This is a genomic window from Psychrobacter phenylpyruvicus DSM 7000 = NBRC 102152, assembly GCF_000685805.1.
GTDB classification, from domain to species: domain Bacteria; phylum Pseudomonadota; class Gammaproteobacteria; order Pseudomonadales; family Moraxellaceae; genus Psychrobacter; species Psychrobacter phenylpyruvicus.
Genome location: NZ_JMKP01000011.1, coordinates 1 through 16,730, shown reverse-complemented (window position 1 = coordinate 16,730; position 16,730 = coordinate 1). Strand labels below are relative to the sequence as shown.

Below are 16,730 nucleotides of genomic sequence, written 5' to 3'. Positions count from 1 at the left end.
TGAATTTTACTGAACAATATAAGTTCTAAGCTGAAGCACAGTATCCCGCACTTTGGCCGCTTCCTCAAACTTTAATTCACGAGAAAGCTGCTTCATTTGCTTCTCCAAACGATTGATTTCTTTTGCCAGCAAGTCTGGGCTACGTAGAATTTCAATATCCACATCTGGCAGACCACTACTGGTTGGAATGGCCTGATTGTCATTCAGATCTTCCTCATCCTCACCAGTATCAATCTTATCGGTAATGCTACGCGTAGCTGATTTGGGAATAATGCCATGCTCCTCATTAAAGGCAATCTGCTTCTCTCGGCGACGTTCGGTCTCCTCAATCGCCTTTTCCATACTCGGTGTGATTTTGTCCGCGTATAAAATAGCTTTACCATTTAAGTTACGCGCGGCCCGGCCAATGGTCTGAATCAATGAACGCTCAGAGCGTAAGAAGCCCTCTTTATCCGCATCAAAGATTGCCACCAGAGATACTTCGGGCATATCCAAGCCCTCACGCAGCAAGTTAATACCCACTAATACGTCATGCACGCCTGTACGTAACTCATGAATAATCTGCATCCGCTCTACCGTATCAATGTCTGAATGCAGATAAGCCACTTTGACATCATATTCTTTTAGATAATCCGTCAAGTCCTCAGCCATGCGCTTAGTTAACGTGGTAATTAATACTCGCTCGTTAACGGCACGCCGCTTGGTAATCTCCGATAACACATCATCAACCTGAGTCAATACTGGACGTATTTCAATCTCAGGGTCAATCAGACCGGTTGGGCGTACTACCTGCTCAACGATTTGTTCACTGTGCTCCAGCTCATATTGCGCCGGCGTGGCTGAAACAAAAATTGTGGTCGGTTTGATTTTCTCCCACTCTTCAAACTTCATAGGACGGTTGTCCATGGCACTTGGCAAGCGGAAACCGTAGTTAACCAAGTTCTCTTTACGCGAGCGGTCGCCTTTATACATCGCCCCGATTTGAGGCACAGTCACGTGAGACTCATCGATGAATAGCAGTGCATCAGGAGGAATATAGTCAAACAAAGTGGGCGGCGCCTCACCTGCTGGACGACCCGACAAATGCTGTGAGTAGTTCTCAATACCATTACAATAACCCAGCTGCTGGATCATCTCTAGATCATACTGAGTACGCTCTTTGATACGCTGAGCTTCAATCAGTTTATCGTTATCGCGAAAATACTGCAGACGCTCTTCAAGCTCTGCGCGAATGGTTTTACTCGCAGCTTCCAGCTTCTCACGCGGGGTCACATAGTGCGACTTAGGATAAATAGTTATGCGTGGCACACTGCGTACCGTTTTACCAGTTAATGGATCAAACCAACTGATCTTCTCCACCTCATCATCAAACATGCTGATACGCACAGCCAATTGTTCCGATTCAGCAGGATAGATATCTAATAACTCACCACGCAGGCGATAAGTACCGCGTTCAAAGTCAAGCTCGTTACGGGTATATTGCAAAGCCACCAAGCGTTTGACTAATGCATTGCGATCTACCACATCGCCAACCACAATGTGCAGCAGCATCTTTAGATAACTTTCTGGGTCACCAAGACCATAGATTGAGGATACCGAGGAGATAATAATCGCATCACGGCGCTCAAGCAGGGCTCGGGTAGCAGACAGACGCATTTGGTCAATATGATCGTTAATGGCACTGTCTTTTTCGATAAAAGTATCACTAGCCGCCACATAAGCTTCAGGCTGGTAATAGTCATAATAACTAACAAAATACTCAACCGCGTTATGGGGGAAAAAGGATTTAAATTCGCCATACAGCTGAGCCGCCAGGGTCTTGTTATGCGCCATAATAATAGTTGGACGCTGGGTCTCACTAATCACTTTAGCCATGGTATAAGTTTTACCAGAACCGGTTACCCCCAGTAATAGCTGGGCATCCATACCCGACTCTACCCCTTTTACCAGTTTTTCAATGGCTTGAGGCTGATCGCCGGCAGGTTCGAAGTCGGTTACCATCTCAAAAGCACGGCTAGAGATTAGGGTACCAGAGACGTTAACCCCAGTAATTTCAGCTTCGTCTTGAAGCTGAGTGGCCAATTGGTTTAATTGTCTTGAAGATCTTGGTTCAGGCATTCGCATAATGAGTATCTTTTCGTTTATTATGTTTGTTTATAGCTGTTATTATGGGGTTAAATCCAATAATTTAAAGCCCTCACCGCCCCTGTAAGCTATTTACTTCATCAAAATAACTTATATTAAAAACCTATAAAAAAAGGGAGGTGCTAATTAGCAACCTCCCTTCTGTGTTTTAGAACAAAAGTGTTTTAGAAAAAATGTCTTAAAGCAAGCTTAAAGTTTTTTGCTTAAAAGCTTTTGTTTACTTAAGAGCTTTTGTTCAAAAGATGCCCTTAAAAATATCTTTTATCTGAGGCATCAGCTCTTCAAGCTGCTTAGTGGTTTGCCTCATTTCACCTTCATCGGGCAAAGATGCTTTTAGAAACTGGGAGGTTACTTTAGGATTTTTTTCCAAAATACTTTGACCCATCGGCGTGTCATAAAAATCAATTAAGGCACTAACCTCTTGCTGAGTATAGTGGGCCTTAGCTGCTGCTTTATAAGCTTCAACCATTTCCTCCTTAGTCGCTGTCCCTTGGATACCACCTGCTAGGATTTTGGTATATTGCTCTAGAACCCCCTGCATGCTTTGCGCCATTTCACGCTGGCGCTTATTGAGCTTTTTATCGTCTACAGAAGTCTTATCTCCTTGCTGCTCAAGGATATCTGCCATAGCTTGCTGGCTGTTTACAATGGCCTCTATTTGCTCATCCACATGCATTACTTGCATAAGCTTGAGCACTGAGGCATCACTGGGTGTCGTTTGGGTATGGGTTAGTTGTTGCCCCTTATTTACCGAACCAACAGCTCGAACAGTTGATGAGTCGCTACCACTACTGATAACAAGCTCTGCCTGCGCTGGGACTACCAATGCAGCAGTTAATGATGTCATCAAAGCCATCCTCAACAGCGGCTTAAAGGCAGATTTCAAAGACGGGTGAGAAACTGACATAAATATTGACCTAAATAATTTTTATTGCAAAGTTTGCGCTCAATTTTAGGGAGTCACTGTTCACTTTACTACTGACGGATAGTTACAGTATCTTGCTGCTCAAATATTAACGCTATGAGAAACTATTGCTATGAGTAACTATTACAATGGAATTATTTAAAGATAGCCTTCAGATCTTTTTCCAACTGCGGAGTTAACTTCTCACGAGTAGCATTGGCTATCTCTATAATCTCAGGCATTAGCACCTTCATATATTCCTACATCATTTTAGGCTGTTTATCCAGTATACTTTGACCCACCTCCGTACTAAAAAAAGCTATTTGAGCATCCACTTCCGCTTGAGTGTAGTGATTTTTTGCCACAGTAATAAAGTGCTTCTGTGCCAACTCTACGGTCGCTTTGTTGGTCTCTGCAAGCATCTGCTGAGTATATCGGGTCAGCACTCGCGTCATTTCCTGTCTTTGCTTCGCTGTCATCTGCTCTAAGTCTTTTTGCTTAAGCGTAGACTCGATGATAGACGCCATCATATCGCTTTGGGTAACGGATATAGATTGCATCATTTCTGTCATACGGGTGATTTCAAGGAGCTTAATTAACGAGGCATCGAGGGTACCTGCTGCTTATTGGTACTATTGGTAATGCTTTTTGCATTAACAGAGCCGACAGGACTAATAATGACGGTAGAGCTAATACCTTTAAATTGTTTTAGACCTTAAAAAGCATTAGGCAATGACTGCTATTCCCTACCTTACTTGTCCGATAAATCATCGCTAGGTTTATGAGCCCCTGTTAGCTCTTCGTTAGGTGATTTATGTGCTTCACAACTGGGACGATTGGATTGTTGCATGCGCATCTTTTTTCGCTGTTCCGCTGCATCAAATCGACACTGCATGAGTTCGTTTTTAATCTCTAACGGTGGTACAGGGGTTGGCCTTCCATTATCATCTACTGCAACCATAGTAAAATAACAGCTGTTGGTATGACGCACAGTGCGCTGCTGAATATTCTCAGCTTCTACTCGAATGCCCACCTCCATTGAGGTTCTGCCCACATGGTTGATGCTGGCCGCAAAAGTAACCAATTCACCCACATAAATAGGCTCCAAAAACATAACCTGATCCACAGATAAGGTCACAACATAACCGCCACTGTAACGGCTAGCACAAGCATAAGCGACCTGATCGAGCATCTTGAGTAAATCACCCCCGTGTACATTGCCAATAAAGTTAGCCATATCTGGCGTCATTAACACTGACATATACAACTCATGTTTTACAGGGACCCTAACTGAACTGGTTGAGGTATTAATTTGTGACATAGTTTTCCTTTATTATTTTATTATATAGACAAAAAAGTAAGGGGTAAGTTTGTATTGATTTACTACACTAAATCATTGTAAGTATACTACTTTATCAAAACTGAGGCTAAACCGTACTGACTATCGCAGCATATCTGCTATACTGAACTATATGCAAAGCAACTAAAACATACCGAGCAACTAAAACTGCTTTGCCGCAATCGGAATCTGCTTATTTATAGCTAAAAAACGTCAAAATCGATAAAATTTGATAAATTTTCAATTTTTTTTTCAAAAAAGGCTTGACGGATAAAAAATATTTGATAGAATACGCCCCACTTAACGCAAACAGCTTAACACATAAGCAGGTTAACCCAGTTATTCCCTAATAGCTCAGTTGGTAGAGCATCGGACTGTTAATCCGTGTGTCCCTGGTTCGAGCCCAGGTTAGGGAGCCAAATTCTAGCATGACTCTTTACTTGCATTTCATGCTACATTGCTACTAAGCAATTCTTTTATGGCATATGCCAAAGTCCTTATCTTGATAGATAAGGACTTTTTTTTGTGCAAAATTTAGTCTTAATCACAATTCAATTCAGGCTATTATAAAACTAGCTGTCTTTTGAATATAATGTTTTTTTAAAGCACTGCTACTTTAAATACTATAGTCTAGTTGTTTTATTTAGCTTGGTCATGGTCGTGAGTGAGATGGTTTTTTATTGAGCATAATCTTTCTTTAGATTAATCATTTACGTTATTTCTGTCTCCCTATTATTGAGACAGCGATACCAATTTGGTTAAAAAGATTTATTAAATCAAGCAATAACCGCTAATTTTGGACATAAAATCAAAAAAATAGAAGATTTTGCATTTTTTTTGATTTTAAGGCTTGACACTCATCCGAAGATTGCCTAGAATACGCATCACTTAGTTAAGACCCCTTGCAAAACATAGGTGTCAAACAAGTTCTTCCCTAATAGCTCAGTTGGTAGAGCATCGGACTGTTAATCCGTGTGTCCCTGGTTCGAGCCCAGGTTAGGGAGCCAAATTCTAAAAGATTTTAAATACTTATCAATTAATTTGAAATCTTATAAAAAGTCCTAATCATATGATTAGGACTTTTTTTTATGCCCCAAAACCTGTCACCTCAACTAGTTAAGCCTGACAGATTATGTTAGTTTATAATGTACTGTATTAACTCAAATTTACTATAAGAAATGACATGGCTATGATTCCTCCACGTATTCGTAATAAGTTTTCTGATCACCCTCAAAAGATTACCCGTCCTGTTAGCATCAGATTATCTGAAGAGATGATCAGGCTGCTAAAAGAGACTGCTGAAGAGCATGGCTTTAAGCGTATCCAAGGCTTAATCCGTTTATATATTCGCCAGGGTTTAGACCGTGATAATGATGGCTATACCCTAGCCGATGATGAAGTCTTCATCGAAAAACTTCGTGCCAACGGAGTAAGTGCCTCAATTATTGAAAAGGCGATTATTGATACCCACAGCAGTTTTGCAACCAAAGGCTTATTAGAAGAACAGCTTGAGCCTAAAGATAATAAATAAAAATTACTTTTTTGTGATAAATCAAAAATAATACTTGCAATCAAAATCAAACCCTCTATAATACTGCACCTACGGAGTCGTGGCAGAGCGGTTGAATGCACCGGTCTTGAAAACCGGCAAGGGTTCATAGCCCTTCGAGAGTTCGAATCTCTCCGACTCCGCCAGATACTAAAAAGCCAACTTAGCAATAAGTTGGCTTTTTTTATACTTAAAATTTGGGTGATGCTCTGACTATAAACCATAATAAATTTTTATTAAAATTCTGGGCCTGTTGCCCTTGCAATCATTCAAAAAATGCTTATAATAGTCAACCTATTGGAGTCGTGGCAGAGCGGTTGAATGCACCGGTCTTGAAAACCGGCAAGGGTTCATAGCCCTTCGAGAGTTCGAATCTCTCCGACTCCGCCAGATATTAAAAGGGCCAACTTATCACTAAGTTGGCCCTTTTTTATTGTCTAAATTTTAACAATCATTGTGATTAAACAACGCTTCGTTTTTACAGATTAAGTAAACGTGAACCTTACCCTATTTCTTATGCTATTTGGCCTGATGGTTATTTAGCTTGCTGTAAGTACAGACACATGTCTAGCAGTCGGTTAGCGTAACCCCATTCATTATCATACCAAGCGAACACTTTCACTTGAGAGCCGACTTGCATCAGCTGCTGTCCATCTATAATTAACGACTCTGGCTGGTGAATAAAGTCGCTAGAGACCAATGGCAGGTCTGTGTAGCCCATAATGCCATATAGCGAGCTACCAGGCTCACAGGCAGCTTTCAACACCTCTCTAACTTGCTCTAAGGTCACCTGTTTTTCAAAAATGAAATTGACATCGATTGCGGCCACATCAATGGTCGGCACTCTAATCGAGTGACCATCAATTTTGCCTAACATATTGGGCAAGGTACGCTCTGTGGCGGCAATACTACTGGAGGTAGTGGGAATAATATTGTGTCCTGAGGCTCGAGCTCTACGCTTATCTCGGTGCGGCTGGTCCAACACATTTTGGTCAGCGGTTACCGCATGAATTTCTGTCATCATCACCGATTGGGTGCCAAAGGCCTTATCTAACACATAAATTAGCGGCACCAAAGCCTGTGTGGTACAGGAGACACTAGAAATAATGGGCAGGTTTCGAGTCAATAACTCATCATTGACGCCCATGACAATGCTGGCATCCACTTTATCAAAGGGAGCAGCGCCAACAATAACTTGCTGGGCACCGGCACTAAGGTGGCGACTGGCATCTTCGTAAGATCTAAAGTGACCGGTACATTCAAGCACCACATCCACCTTCAAATCTTGCCAAGGCAGCTGTTCTGGAGCCGATATCGCCAATAAATCTATGCAGTAGGTTTCACCTTCTTTACTAAGGCACAGCTGATGCGCACCAAAGCCTGTCGGCTGTACACTCGCCTCTACCCCTAACCTACTAAGTCGACCATGAGTACTGTCAAACCTCAGCAAATGCAGCAAGGTATCAGCGTCTGCGACATCATTAATGGCCACAATATGCACCAAGGTTCCTAATACTTCAAAGCGCTCAATTAAAGCCCGAAGTACATTGCGCCCAATGCGCCCAAAGCCATTAATGGCAACTCGTAGAGGCGCTTTTGAGTTAGTGGTAAGGTTAACAGCTGATAGCGCAGAAAATGACATAGAAGCTACTTAAATTCAAGGAATAAACAAAACAACCAACGACCATCAAACACTTAGCATTAATCAATAAAGATTAAGGCCAAACGAATAGTATTATAGTCTATTTGCTCTTTTAAATATTCATAAATAGGACGTAGCTTGATTCTGTCTTTACTAAATTGATTGATAGCCTGTTTGCTATTAGCAGCTTCGCCAGCGTCCTCTGTCATGGAGTCTGGTTGAAAATCATTGGGATCAGCCGCCGCTACGATTGCTTCTACTGCCTCGCTTACTTTATCCAAAGTCAACACATCAGGGCGCAAGTGCTCACAGTTTAAATCTGGATACTGACGCTTTAAGCGGGCTACATGACCCATAATGGTCGACTGGGCCAGACCTCTACTTTCAGCAATCTCAGCAATGGTTAAGCTCTCCTCTAACAACAGCTTAGTGGTCATTAGTGTACTGTCTGAATGATCGCTTAACTGATTACGCAGCTTGTCTTTTTGTGCTAGCATTTGAGCTTGTTTCTTTTTTCGATTTTTCAAACTTTTCTCAAAAGCTTCAATATGCGCTTTATTCAAAGTTCCTCCCGAAACCAACACAAATCTATCATGTGACTCTTCTAGCACTTCCGCCTTAATCTTCTCGAAGGCTTGCTCAGCTTCAGAAGAAAGCACTTTAAATCTTGCATCTGCTCCCCGAGCCAAAGGATCTAAACGCAAACTTAGGTCATTCATGCCTAACAGCTTCAATCCTTCTAGCGATTTAAGACGAGACAGTGCCACATATCCTTGACCCAGCTCAAAGGTCTTAGACAAATCAATTTCGGCAGCATCTAAGGTCATCCCTTGCGATTTATGAATGGTAATCGCCCAGGCAAGTGTCAGTGGTATTTGGCTATAACTGGCTAAAATCTCGCCATTCTCATCCTCTACAACCCACTCCTCTGCTTCAGCGATAACTTGCCGACCATTATTGAGTTTAATAACCGGATAACGATCTGTAGAGACCAATGCCTTGCTTTCAGGTTCGTCCTCGCCATCTACTGCAATTATCGTCTCGTCAGTCTCTTCATTATCAGTTTCTGTAACCTCATTATCTAGGTCGTCAGGTTCTGAATCATCACTAATAGCGCTACGGTCACTACTAGAGGTCAACGGTTTTATGGTAGTAAATCCTACCAGCTCGCCCATGGTACCGTTAGAGACTCCAAGTTCATTATTATTTTTTATAAACATAACCTTAGCGCCCACCTTTAAGATCAGCTCATCACTGGTGCGCACCGATTTCTTCAGGGTTTCTACCAGCTTATTATCCCCGTGGGCTATTGCATGATAGGTAACGGTTTCTCCGTTTAATAAGGCCAGCTCATGCTCATTAATCTTATTGACATTAACGTTATGGGTGAATAGTCGTGTTCTATTGATATCCACATCTTGATAAAAAGTGTTTTGTAGAGCCTCAATGGCTTCAAAACTTACCCCTTCCTCACCTCGTATCTGGTTCAAGATAGTATCAAGATTTATAGTGTCATCTTCTTCGTCAGTGTTTTGACGATGCTGCTCGGTCAAATAACAAATTTTAAATCCTGCCTCTAACCAAGCCTCAGACATAAAAGCAAACTTTTCACGGTTAGTTTCACCGCGACTGCCGACAGGAGGCAACTGGAAGAAGTCTCCCGCGACGACCAACTGAATGCCGCCAAAAGGCTCTTCGCTTTGACGCATGTGTTTTAACACTTGATTGACCGCATTCAATTGCTTGGCATGTAGCATGGAGACTTCATCAATAATAAGCACCGCTGTCTCTCTCAAGCGGTCCTTTAGAATTTTCTTACGTGATAAGTTGGCAAGATCTCGTTCACTTAACTCATCTTTAATACCAATACCAGACCAACTGTGGATAGTGATCCCGTTCATATGGGTGGCAGCAATGCCAGTACTTGCCGTTGTGGCCACTGGCACCCGTCGGGCGCGTAGATAATGGATATACTCATTTAGCGTATAGGTTTTTCCAGATCCTGCCGAGCCTGTCAAAAATACGTTTTTACCGGATTTTAAAATATCGAGTGCGGTCGCTTGTTTCATGAGTACGGTCTTATGTTATAGGGTATTAAGGTTTTTACTGACCTCTCTCACATAACTGAGGAGTTGCCCGCACTGGATAGCGCCATGGGCTCGTGAGTAATGGCCTAGTGATCGATTATAGCTTTTGAAGCGAGAGCCCCATTCTAAAGCACAAAATTTAAAGTACAAACTTTAAAGCCTAATTTTTTAATTATCAATCATAGGACTTGTAACAGTAACTTCGTAGGCTGGCTTATTAGATTAGCAGTTGCTAAGGCAATAATTTTCTAAAAGTTAAGAAACAGTTATCCGCTTCCCCATCGATACACCAACGCATTTGATTATTTTCAGGCTGATAATCAACATAAGCAATCATGGATTCGCCCTTTTGATCAATCTGCATCCCTGAGCAATCCGGTTCATTATTATCATAAGTGGTAGTAATGGCAATAATAGGCAGGCCCTCTTCTTGGTGATGATATACATATTTACCATAGGTCCACTCTTCACCACTGGTAGTCATTACCACATTATCCGCGCCAAAATTATAACGCTCGCGGCACTGGGTACTTTGTGCAGAGCTTTTAATTTCATCAACCATGCTATCAACATCACTCTGCTGATAGCTACTCATAGTCTCTGCCTCATCAGCAGCAGCTTCAGCCTCATAAGCAATGCGACTCGACTCTTGAATGGCCAGTATCAAATTTTCTAAATCTTCGTTTCTGGCATTACCTTTGCTGTCTTGACTCTTAATAGTTGCATTAGGCAAAGCAAAATCAGGCGTGACCGTCAGATCTAATTCCCACACCCCTGCAATTTCTGGACTAACATGAGTGCTAATAACTGCCTCTTCTATATTGGCACTGTCTGTCGAAAACGATGCTAAGACTGATGCTAGAGTCATAGGGATAAATGAAAGTAATTCCATAATTTAGCCTTATATTTTTTTATTATTTAGTATTCTTAACCTTATATATTGCTATCAGGTTAAGCAATTTCTAGGTAGTAAACAAGAGAACAATCGTTAACTTTGGTTTATTTACGTCAGCTCGTGTCGTCAGAAATAAATCAAGCATTTTTATCATCGACACAGAACTAAGCAGTCATTTCCCTAAAAAAACCATTGCAAAAATGTTATGGTAAATAGCCCGATCAATAAACTTTAATTATATAGGAGATAATTTTGAGTCATAAAAAGATTGCAATTCTAGGTGCAGGCCCTAGCGGTCTAGCTCAATTGCGAGCTTTTGAAGCGGCCCGTAAAGCAGGCGTTAAAAACCTACCAGAAATCGTCTGTTATGAAAAACAAAATGCAATAGGTGGCATGTGGAACTACAACTGGAGAACCGGCTTAGACAAAAACGGCGAGCCTGTGCATGGAAGTATGTATCGCTATCTATGGTCAAACGGTCCAAAAGAGTGTTTAGAGTTTGCCGATTATTCATTTGAAGAACACTTTGGCGCTCCCATCCCCTCTTATCCCCCTCGTGAAGTCTTGCGCGACTACATTATGGGTCGTCTAGAAAAACAAGATATTAATAAGTACATCCGCTTTGAGTGTCCTGTACGTTGGGTGACCTTCGATGATGAAACCAAAAAGTTTACTGTCACCGTTATGGATCACAAAAAAGGCGAACAAGAAACCAATGAATTCGACCATGTCATTGTGGCAACAGGTCATTTCTCAACCCCAAATATGCCTTACTTTGAGGGCCTAGAGCACTATACTGGGCGGGTGCTGCATGCTCACGACTTCCGTGATGCGCTAGAGTTTGAAGGCCAAGACATTCTACTGGTTGGTAGTAGCTATTCGGCTGAAGACATCGGTACCCAATGCTATAAGTATGGGACAAAATCAGTTACCATTAGCTATCGTACCCAGTCTCTTGGCTATGAGTGGCCTGAAGGTATCTCAGAAAAACCTTTAGTTACTCATTTTGAAGACGATAAAGCCTTCTTCTCAGACGGCACTAGCCAAAGATTTGACGCGGTCATTATGTGTACCGGGTATTTATTCCATTTCCCATTCTTACCCGATGAACTTCGTCTACAGACCCACAACTGCTTATATCCGGCAAATTTATACAAAGGGATTTTCTGGCAGCCTAACCCACAGTTAATATATTTAGGCATGCAAGATCAGTACTTCACCTTTAATATGTTTGATGCCCAGGCTTGGTACGCTCGTGATGTCATTTTAGGTAAGATTGAATTACCTAGCTTAGAGGAGCGTCAAAAAGATGAGCAGCAGTGGTTAAAACGTCAGGCTCAGTTAACCGATGCTGACAGCGAAATTGACTTCCAAGCCAGCTATATCCGTGATTTATATAACGCCACAGATTACCCAGAGTTTGAAGTTGAAAAGCAAGGTGAGATTTTCAAACAGTGGAAGAAAGACAAAAAAGAAGGCATTATGACGTTCCGAGAGAAATCTTATCGCTCTACTCTAACCGGTACCTTGGCCCCTAAATTACCTAAACCTTGGCTAAAAATTATGGATGACTCTTTAGAGCACTTCCTAAATATCACTTTAGAGAAGCCTGCTCGCAGAGCCTAATTTGTTAAGTCCTAGTTTGTTAAATCCTAATTTGTAAGTTAACTGGAATCAAATAAAAAAAGCAGCCATTATTAATGGCTGCTTTTTTTGCTTAGGCTATTTATTAAACCTCTCCAGTATTGCGACCTCAGCTTAACTAATAGACAATAGGCTAAAAATAAATCATATCCTAAATCTGCTAGCCCATACCCAACTCAATTAAGCTCGCATTACCCCCAATAGCCGTGGTATTTACCGTCTTAACGCGTTCGGTACAAAAGCGCTCCAGATAGTCGGGTTGGAACATTTCACTGCAGCCTTCCAGATCTGTTACCGCTACTAGCTGCGTTAAAATACCCTCTGTTTCAGACAAGTCTTTCCCAATTTGCAATAACTCTTGCGGTGTACCCACTGCACCCACAACCGCCAAACGACTGATATTAAGTAGCGTGGTCAACTCGGAATCGTTGGTAATACTCATTACACCAGCGTAAACCCCAGCTTGATTGAGAACCGCCATAGCCTCTTCACAAAGCTGCTGCTGACTTGGATAACGTAAAAACACTTCATTACCCGTCAACAATGCTGCGATAAGCGTTCCTAAAAAAGCAATAGGATTGGCAGACTCAGTAGCCAATACCATGGTTTTCCCGCGAGGGGCTAAGTACAAGTCATTAGATTCCCCTGTAGCTCCCTCCAAGCGCATAACCTCTTCTAGTTTTTGGGCTTGAGCCAACAAATGATTAAATAAATGTTGTGCCTGCTCCCCATTGGGACTAATGTCGGCCAAATCGCTACTCGCTTCTGCCAAAATAATACTGCGCTTTACCGCCCCTAATTGCGCCCAAGCTTCACACTGCTGGGCCTGATCTTGTTTAAATACTTTATTCATGAGCTTATCCTTAATGTCATTGCTTATAGTTATGAGATAACCTGTACCTCATCGAAGGGCTAACGTTGTTTTATACGTTTTGCCACTTCGTCAATCTAGCCACATAACGCGGGCCTCCTGCTTTGGGCCCTGTCCCTGATAATCCACGACCGCCAAAGGGCTGCTCGCCTACCACTGCACCAATTTGGTTACGGTTAATATAGGTATTACCCACTTTAGTACGGCGCTCAATATGATCAGCCACCGTTTCAATACGACTGTGGATACCTAGCGTTAGCCCATAACCGGTAGCATTGATCTCCTCTATAAGCTCATCAAGCTTGCCAGCTTCATAACGTAAGATATGCATGATGGGGCCAAAATGCTCACCACCAATCACATCAATACCCTCCACTTCAATAGCGGTTGGCAATACAAAAGTACTATTACTTAGGTGCTCTGCAGACTCTGAGCTGATTGGGGTTTGGGCTATGACACGAGCTCGGCTGTCATTACGCATAGCTTCAATATGAGCCCGCAGGGTTTGCTGTGCATCCTTGTCAATTACTGGCCCAACGTCGGTGGTCACATTGGCAGGATTACCCACTACCAACTCAGCCATATTACCTTTGAGCAGCTCAATAACCGTGTCAGCAATGTCTTGCTGCAAGCACAACACACGACAAGCTGAACAACGCTGCCCTGCCGAACCAAATGCTGATAACACCGCATCTTTCACTACTTGCTCAGGCAATGCCGTTGAGTCAACAATCATCGCATTTTGACCCCCAGTTTCTGCAATCAAGATAGGTAGCTCTTTAGCAGTATTTTGCTCAGTACCCGACTGAAGCACACGCTCAGTAGAATGTAGCGACTTATTAATCAGTTGTGCGGTCTGAGTAGAGCCGGTAAATACCACCCCATCAATTAATGGCGATGAGGTCAACGCTGCCCCTACCTCGCCAGCCCCAGTGACAAACTGTAAGGCATATTCAGGCACACCAGCTTGATACATCAATTGTGCCCCAAAGTAGGCAATCAAACTGGTTTGCTCAGCAGGCTTAGCAACCACGGTATTACCTGCGGCCAAGGCGCCGACAATTTGTCCGGTATAAATAGCCAGTGGGAAGTTCCAAGGGCTAATACAGACCACTGTACCGCGAGCAGTCCGCCTTTGGGTAATTTGGTTGCCAGCAATATCGGTAAAGGTATTGGTTTGCTGACTTAAGCACTCAGCCTCATTGGCATAATAACGACAAAAGTCCACTGCCTCACGAATTTCATCAATACTGTCTTGTAAAGTCTTACCAGCCTCTTTATGACACATAGCCACCAACTGGCTAAAGTTCTGTTCATAGAGGTCTGCGATCCGTTTTAAGACAGCACTACGCTCAGCTACCGACACCTGCTGCCACTGGTCTTGACCGGCTACTGCCGCCTCAATCGCCTTATTTGCAAGCTGCGCATCAGCGTAGACCACTTCACCGGCCACCACATCATGATTCCAAGGCGCTACTACAGTCTGGGCAGTTAACTCTTGCGCCACTGTCTTATCAATTTGTTGTCCCTCAATAACAGGATTTGCTGACCAAGTGTGTTGTAGATAGCTGTCCACTTGCGCTTTAAACGGCTGCCACTGCGAGTCAACAAAGATATTTGGACCGAAGCTTGCCTGCCTATCTTTGTAAATCTCCAATGGCATCACAATACGGGGGTTATGCAGCGTCTCGTGCTGGGTCAGCGTGTCATAAGGATGCACAGTCAACGGCTCTATCGGGTGACTTTTATCCAATAACTGGTGCACGAATGAGCTGTTAGCGCCATTTTCTAATAGACGACGAACCAAATAAGGCAGCAAGTCTTTATGGGCACCGACTGGAGCATAGATACGCACCGGAATGTTGTAGGTTTGCAGGATATGATCGTATAGAGCATCGCCCATGCCATGCAGTCGCTGGAATTCAAAATCTCTGTGCGGACTCATGGTCATCACCGATGACAAAGTATGGGCATTATGGGTAGCAAACTGCGGCCAAAGCACCCCGCGAACTTGTTCAGTTAATAAGAATCTGGCACAAGCTAGATAAGCCACATCCGTGCCCTCTTTACGAGTCCACACCGGATAGCCAGTAATCCCTTTTTGCTGGGCCAACTTAATTTCATAATCCCAGTAAGCGCCTTTAACCAAACGCACTGGGATACGGTCGCCCACCTCTTTTGCCAGACTGGCAAGCCAAGTTAATACGGCGAGAGCTCGTTTTGAATAGCCTTGTACCACCAGTCCTAAGCCATCCCAGCCTTGAGTCATGGTGTCACGATATAAGGATTCAAATAGCTTTAATGACACCTCAAGACGGTCTGCCTCTTCTGCATCAATACTGATATCAACATCCACTTCACGCGCCGCTTCAATCAGCAAGATACAGCGTTGACGCAGTAGCCCTAGAACCTGATCCATTTGTGTCGCTTCATAACGAGGATGTAATGCCGACAGCTTGATAGACACTGAAGGCTTGGGCATCCCCTCTTTGACCTTGATATCGGCAGTAGAGCGAATGGCATGTAGATAGTCACTAAAGTACTTCTCAGCATCCTTATGGGTAACCGCAGCTTCCCCTAGCATATCGAATGAATAGGTGTAGCCCTTATTACGATAAGGCTGGCTGTTACGGTTAGCCTCTTCAATACTTTCGCCCAATACAAACTGTTGGCCCATAATTTTCATAGCCCGCTGCATGGCACTACGAATCACCGGCTCACCCATTTTTTTCGTCATACGATCCAAGAAGCCAGCCGCTGTGGTAGAGCTGTCAATACTCACCACACGGCCCGTCATCATCAAGCCCCAGGTTGAAGCATTGACGATAAAACCGTTGTCATCTTTTAGATGTTTTTTCCAGTCTGCCACACTCATTTTGTCACGAATTAGAGCATCTGCAGTGGCGTTATCTGGCACCCGAATCAAAGCTTCAGCCAGACTCATCAATAAGATACCTTCTTGGGTATCAAGGCTATATTCTAATAATAATGAATCCACCATTTTTACAGCTTTATCATTGCTGCGGACATGCTCAACCAAGCTTTTGGTTTGCTCGCTAATGGCATCTCGTTCACTCACCCCGTTAGTCACTCTAGGTTCTGCTAGAGGCAATAATTGACCTAGCCACTCCTCTTCATCAGCACTATAAAGGGGTGATATTAATTTAAATAACTGCCTAGAAGGTCTATCAATATATTCTGGATTTAATACCTCCTGTGCTGAAAACTGAATGGGGTTTTGTGGATAAAAAGGATTGGGCAAACTCATATCAACTCCATTGATACTAAAAAATATTACCCCACTCTCAACACTTTTAGGGGTTGAAAAAAAATGACACCTCACTATCCTTAAAGTTTTCGACCAAGAAGACCAAGGACAATGAGATGCCACTTGACGAATTTATCATTAATATCTATCTGATGGTAGAGCAATATTACAACTTAGTCGTTCAAAAACCGTTAAGAAGAGGCGGATTTGCGCCTAAACTTAGCGATACTGAAATTATATGTATGGAGCTAGTTGGTGAGTTTATGGGCATGGATCAAGACAAACAAATCTGGCAATATTTTAAAAACCACTGGCTGTCTTGGTTTCCAAACCTTGGCTCTTACCCTAACTTTGCTAAACAATGTGCTAACCTGTGTTTTGTAAAA

General features: G+C 42.8%; 11 protein-coding genes, 4 tRNA genes and 1 pseudogene. 7 read left to right on the top strand and 9 right to left on the bottom strand.

Annotation, left to right across the window (positions count from 1 at the left end; genetic code table 11):
• Positions 1-6: 6 nt before the first annotated feature.
• The 4 genes from uvrB to G561_RS14080 all read right to left on the bottom strand — a co-directional run bounded on the left by uvrB (position 7) and on the right by G561_RS14080 (position 4,370).
• Positions 7-2,124, bottom strand: coding sequence for an excinuclease ABC subunit UvrB (uvrB, locus tag G561_RS0106155; RefSeq protein ID WP_028858761.1), 2,118 nt, complete (start codon positions 2,122-2,124; stop codon positions 7-9).
• Between the two features lie 256 nt (positions 2,125-2,380).
• Positions 2,381-2,992: a DUF2059 domain-containing protein gene (locus G561_RS0106150; RefSeq protein ID WP_227674053.1), complete on the bottom strand. Its 612-nt coding sequence runs from the start codon at positions 2,990-2,992 to the stop codon at positions 2,381-2,383.
• A 317-nt stretch (positions 2,993-3,309) separates the two neighbouring features.
• Positions 3,310-3,612, bottom strand: a complete 303-nt coding sequence (locus tag G561_RS15600; RefSeq protein WP_227674054.1) for a DUF2059 domain-containing protein — start codon at positions 3,610-3,612, stop codon at positions 3,310-3,312.
• A 188-nt stretch (positions 3,613-3,800) separates the two neighbouring features.
• Positions 3,801-4,370 carry an acyl-CoA thioesterase gene (locus G561_RS14080; protein WP_037031837.1) on the bottom strand — a complete coding sequence of 190 codons (570 nt, stop codon included), beginning with the start codon at positions 4,368-4,370 and terminating at the stop codon, positions 3,801-3,803.
• Positions 4,371-4,731: 361 nt separating this feature from the next.
• Here G561_RS14080 and G561_RS0106135 point away from each other — a divergent pair.
• The 5 genes from G561_RS0106135 to G561_RS0106115 all read left to right on the top strand — a co-directional run bounded on the left by G561_RS0106135 (position 4,732) and on the right by G561_RS0106115 (position 6,327).
• Positions 4,732-4,807 (top strand) — tRNA-Asn (locus G561_RS0106135).
• Between the two features lie 512 nt (positions 4,808-5,319).
• Positions 5,320-5,395, top strand: a tRNA-Asn gene (locus G561_RS0106130).
• 182 nt (positions 5,396-5,577) lie between these two features.
• Entirely contained in the window at positions 5,578-5,919 is a 342-nt protein-coding gene (locus tag G561_RS0106125; RefSeq protein WP_028858759.1) for a hypothetical protein, read from the top strand.
• A 73-nt stretch (positions 5,920-5,992) separates the two neighbouring features.
• Positions 5,993-6,083 (top strand) — tRNA-Ser (locus G561_RS0106120).
• 153 nt (positions 6,084-6,236) lie between these two features.
• A tRNA-Ser gene (locus tag G561_RS0106115) sits at positions 6,237-6,327 on the top strand.
• A 145-nt stretch (positions 6,328-6,472) separates the two neighbouring features.
• Here G561_RS0106115 and G561_RS0106110 read toward each other — a convergent pair.
• The 3 genes from G561_RS0106110 to G561_RS0106100 form a co-directional block, all read right to left on the bottom strand.
• Positions 6,473-7,579 carry a type I glyceraldehyde-3-phosphate dehydrogenase gene (locus tag G561_RS0106110; protein WP_028858758.1) on the bottom strand — a complete coding sequence of 369 codons (1,107 nt, stop codon included), beginning with the start codon at positions 7,577-7,579 and terminating at the stop codon, positions 6,473-6,475.
• A 59-nt stretch (positions 7,580-7,638) separates the two neighbouring features.
• Entirely contained in the window at positions 7,639-9,648 is a 2,010-nt protein-coding gene (locus G561_RS0106105) for an AAA family ATPase (protein WP_028858757.1), read from the bottom strand.
• Positions 9,649-9,898: 250 nt separating this feature from the next.
• Positions 9,899-10,558: a hypothetical protein gene (locus tag G561_RS0106100; RefSeq protein ID WP_028858756.1), complete on the bottom strand. Its 660-nt coding sequence runs from the start codon at positions 10,556-10,558 to the stop codon at positions 9,899-9,901.
• A gap of 255 nt (positions 10,559-10,813) precedes the next feature.
• On the opposite strand from G561_RS0106100, the gene G561_RS0106095 reads away from it, so the two are divergent.
• Positions 10,814-12,187, top strand: a complete 1,374-nt coding sequence (locus tag G561_RS0106095; RefSeq protein WP_028858755.1) for an NAD(P)-binding domain-containing protein — start codon at positions 10,814-10,816, stop codon at positions 12,185-12,187.
• Positions 12,188-12,365: 178 nt separating this feature from the next.
• Here G561_RS0106095 and G561_RS0106090 read toward each other — a convergent pair whose 3' ends face one another.
• A complete protein-coding gene (locus G561_RS0106090; protein WP_028858754.1) occupies positions 12,366-13,058 on the bottom strand; it encodes a 1-pyrroline-5-carboxylate dehydrogenase in 693 nt (230 codons plus the stop codon).
• A gap of 70 nt (positions 13,059-13,128) precedes the next feature.
• Positions 13,129-16,344 (bottom strand): bifunctional proline dehydrogenase/L-glutamate gamma-semialdehyde dehydrogenase PutA, encoded by a 3,216-nt coding sequence (putA, locus tag G561_RS0106085; RefSeq protein ID WP_037031835.1) that lies wholly within the window; start codon positions 16,342-16,344, stop codon positions 13,129-13,131.
• Positions 16,345-16,460: 116 nt separating this feature from the next.
• On the opposite strand from putA, the pseudogene G561_RS14075 reads away from it, so the two are divergent.
• A pseudogene (locus tag G561_RS14075) lies at positions 16,461-16,730 on the top strand (IS982 family transposase); the annotation flags it as partial.

Excerpts from the sequence above, each read along its gene's own strand:
- uvrB (WP_028858761.1), bottom strand. The coding sequence starts at position 2,124 with ATGCGAATGCCTGAACCAAGATCTTCAAGACAATTAAACCAATTGGCC.
- G561_RS0106150 (WP_227674053.1), bottom strand. The coding sequence starts at position 2,992 with ATGACATCATTAACTGCTGCATTGGTAGTCCCAGCGCAGGCAGAGCTT.
- G561_RS15600 (WP_227674054.1), bottom strand. The coding sequence starts at position 3,612 with ATGATGCAATCTATATCCGTTACCCAAAGCGATATGATGGCGTCTATC.
- G561_RS14080 (WP_037031837.1), bottom strand. The coding sequence starts at position 4,370 with ATGTCACAAATTAATACCTCAACCAGTTCAGTTAGGGTCCCTGTAAAA.
- G561_RS0106125 (WP_028858759.1), top strand. The coding sequence starts at position 5,578 with ATGATTCCTCCACGTATTCGTAATAAGTTTTCTGATCACCCTCAAAAG.
- G561_RS0106110 (WP_028858758.1), bottom strand. The coding sequence starts at position 7,579 with ATGTCATTTTCTGCGCTATCAGCTGTTAACCTTACCACTAACTCAAAA.
- G561_RS0106105 (WP_028858757.1), bottom strand. The coding sequence starts at position 9,648 with ATGAAACAAGCGACCGCACTCGATATTTTAAAATCCGGTAAAAACGTA.
- G561_RS0106100 (WP_028858756.1), bottom strand. The coding sequence starts at position 10,558 with ATGGAATTACTTTCATTTATCCCTATGACTCTAGCATCAGTCTTAGCA.
- G561_RS0106090 (WP_028858754.1), bottom strand. The coding sequence starts at position 13,058 with ATGAATAAAGTATTTAAACAAGATCAGGCCCAGCAGTGTGAAGCTTGG.
- putA (WP_037031835.1), bottom strand. The coding sequence starts at position 16,344 with ATGAGTTTGCCCAATCCTTTTTATCCACAAAACCCCATTCAGTTTTCA.